The sequence below is a fragment of the Megasphaera sp. DJF_B143 genome, assembly GCF_900320625.1.
Classification (GTDB): Bacteria; Bacillota; Negativicutes; order Veillonellales; family Megasphaeraceae; genus Megasphaera; species Megasphaera hexanoica.
On the sequence record NZ_ONTA01000043.1, the window covers coordinates 1 to 3,521 of the forward strand.

At 44.9% G+C, this 3,521-nt stretch carries 1 protein-coding gene and 1 pseudogene; both read right to left on the reverse strand.

The features are described from left to right. Positions 1-129: 129 nt before the first annotated feature. Positions 130-1,503, reverse strand: coding sequence for a DUF389 domain-containing protein (locus tag DBO31_RS01190; protein ID WP_150824242.1), 1,374 nt, complete (start codon positions 1,501-1,503; stop codon positions 130-132). Then, positions 1,500-3,517 (reverse strand): annotated as a pseudogene (locus DBO31_RS01195) (BCCT family transporter). The gene DBO31_RS01190 and the pseudogene DBO31_RS01195 overlap by 4 nt, the downstream one beginning before the upstream one ends. Between the last annotated feature and the right edge of the window lie 4 nt (positions 3,518-3,521).

Below are 3,521 nucleotides of genomic sequence, written 5' to 3' on the forward strand. Positions count from 1 at the left end.
AAGATAGATTCATCTGCTATCAAGCCAGAGTAAATTAAATAAATAACAAAACGACCCCCTAATCGTTAGAGTTTTGGCCTAACAATTGGGGGTCGGTATACTTTTCAGCTGCTTAAAGCAGTTTTGATTTTACCATTGAATCCCGTTGCCATAGTATTCGCTGGGAGCATTGCTGGTCTGGACATTCAGAATGACAGGCATGTTTACCTGACCTTTGATCCAATCATGCAGACGCAGCGCGTCATCGGCACTAAGGGGAGTTCTGACGGTAACTTCGGCCATGAAACGGTCGTAGCCAAATGTACCGTCTTTCGTATCGTTATCTCGATGCAAGGCTGTTAGCGTGCCACCCCGGACAAACTGGATTTCCGGAAATAATAAAGGAGCCTGGCTGTTTAGAATCTGGATGACCTGCTGGTCTGCTGCAGTACGTTCGTAAGCTGGGTAATATTTACTGGTCAGCATCTTGTACGAAGCTTCTTTTTCGGCTTTGCCTTGTTTTTCTATACGTGAATTGATCAATCGCTGTACTTCCTCAGCGTTCAGATTCCTGTTTCCCTGGATAATAGAAAGAGATATGTCTTGAAGACGTGGATAGTTATTTATGTTCGATTTAAGCTGGTCTATTTGTTCTTCCGTCAGGACAGCCCCGACAAGATCAATTGTCAAGGTCTTATCTTTTAGTGTGTAAGAAACGACACTAGTTTTTTCAAAATTCATGTTTGTTTCTATAAAAGATTTGACCTGGACTTCCTGGAGCGCATCTTTTACCGTTAGATGAGCCATATAGATGCTTGGAATCGTAATTAATAGGCCGAGGATAACTAAAATGAGACGCTGTTTGCGAAAATGAGCTTCAGCGACATTGCCGTGAGGCGGGACTTTCAGAATCTTAAATACCAAGAACGAAGACAAGGCAATGAAAAAGGCATTGATGAAAAATAGATACAAGGCTCCTAGAAAAAATGTATAGTTTCCTGAAGCAAAACCATATCCAGCCGTGCAGAGAGGCGGCATCAGTGCCGTAGCAATGGCGACGCCTGGGATGACATTGCTTTTTTCTTTCCGTGTATTTCCGACGGCACCAGCAATTCCACCGCATAAGGCTACGAGAACATCCCAAATCGTGGGAGTGGTCCGTGCCAGCATTTCATCTGTAGGAGTGGTCAAAGGTGAAATGAGAAAATAAATTGAGGCTGTTAATACGGCAAGGCCTACCTGGAAAGATAATTTAATCAGGGACTTGCGGATAAAGGGGACGTCGTATGTTGCCATGCCATAGCCTGTTGCTACGATACCGCCCATCAGGGGGGAAATGAGCATGGCCCCGATGATGACGGCAACGCTATTCATGTTCAGCCCGATACAGGCAATCATGATGGCCATGACTAAGACAACCAAGTTTGTGCCTTCTATGGTTGCGTCAGCCAGAATGCGCTGATTGATGATTTCTATCGAGGCCGAGTCGCCTTTTAAATCGATTAGATTATTCCATCGGTTCATCGTTTTTCTCCTTGTTCTAGATGTACTTTATCAGACAAATACAGGTCGTGTTTGCCTGTTGCCAACATTTTGACATAGCGTTCATATTGACGGAGAACGTCTGTGATCAATTCATCTTTCTGCATATATTTAATGCTGTATCCACGGCGTCCGTCAGCAAAATAACAAATAGGCTCGTAATTTTCTTCTTCCGTTATGGTCGGGAAGGACAGGGAGCCAACGACTGTATCTGACACATCATTGGCCCGATAGCGGATACCGTATATAAAATTGCGGAGGCTCCCACTTTCGACAACTAGCTCACGATATGCCTGATGACTATCATTACACACCTGAATCTGGACGGAAATGCCGTTGCGTAAGAATTCCTGGCGCAGTTCTTTGAAAGCTGGATCTACGGTTTGGTTCAGAAAACGTTGAAAATCATCCAGCGTTCCTACGGATATGATTTTTTTCAGACGGTCCTGCCAATGAGAGCCGTCCCAATAAACCGTGCTTTCAGACAATTTCCTGCTGAAATAGGCGTTATCGATCATCAAACCGCGTAATAAACAGAAAACCATCAGGATTATGATGATGGCAAAAGGAAGGGCAATGATGACGGTCATCGTCTGTAAGGCCTGGAGGCCACCGGAATAGAGCAGACCGATGGATAGTAGTGCCAGCAAGGAGCCCCATAAGACCGTCTGCCATTTGGGAAAGGTGTTTTTTCCTTGTGAGGCGATACTGTTGATGACAAAGATTCCTGAATTGGCTGAAGTGATGAAAAAAATGGCAATGACCAGTAACGCAATCAGGGATGTGACCAGAGCGAAGGGGAATTGGTCCAGAAACAGGAACAAGAGTTTTTCTGTTTCAGCGGCTGCATTGGTCAGTATGCCGCCGGTTTGTGCATCAACCCAGATAGCCCCGTTGCCAAATACAGTCATCCAGAAGATATTGAAAAGGGTCGGTACTAAAAGAACACAGACAACAAATTCGCGTATCGTGCGTCCTTTGGAAATCTTAGCGATAAAGAGACCGACGAATGGTGCCCAGGAAATCCACCATGCCCAATAGGTGATGGTCCAGTTAGTAAACCATTCCTCTTTTGTGCTTTCGTAGGCAAATGTACGGAAAGATAATTCGATGATGTGGGTCAGATAGTATCCCACGTTTTCCGTAAAGGAAGATAAAATATATACAGTCGGGCCGGCGACGAGAATGAATAACAGAAGGGAGATGGCCAGAATCAGATTTCCCTGGCTCATGTAGCGGATGCCCTTACTTACGCCAGAAATGGCTGACAAGATGGCAAGACCGACGGCGATGACAATCAAGAGAATAATGTGGGAAAAAGATGGTGTTGAGAAAATGCCGACAGCACTCAGACCAGCGTTGAGCTGCATGGCTCCGAAGCCCAGCGTCGTCGTCAGGCCAAAGATAGTTGCACAGAGGGCGACGATATCAATCAAATTGCCCCAGAAACCATTCAATTTATTTTTAAGAAGGGGATAAAAACCGGAACGCAGGGTTACGGGAAGCTGATATCGGAATCCAAAATAGGCCAGGGCAAGACCGATGATACCATAAATAGCCCAGGCATGGATACCCCAGTGAAAAAGAGTGTTCAGCATGGCTTCTTTCGTTTGTACCAGGGGAGAGGCTGACCCGTGCAAAGGAGCTGATAAGTGGACAATCGGTTCGGCTACGCCGAAGAACATCAAACCAATGCCCATGCCGGCCGAAAACAACATGCATAACCAGGAAAAAAAGAAAATTCCGGTTCTTCATCTTCGTTTCCCAAGCGGATATCACCGAGTTTTCCAAGGCACAAGATGACCAGGAAAAGAAAGAAAAAGGCGACACAAAGGATGTACACCCAACTGCAGGAACTGAATATATATTCTTTTATGCTGCTTAAAACTGTATCTGTCCGAATGGGAAAAAAGATACAGCTTATGACGACGATTCCAATGAACAAAATACTGGGAAAGACAATGCTTGGTTGTAAGTTATTTTTTGGAAATTTCACTAAC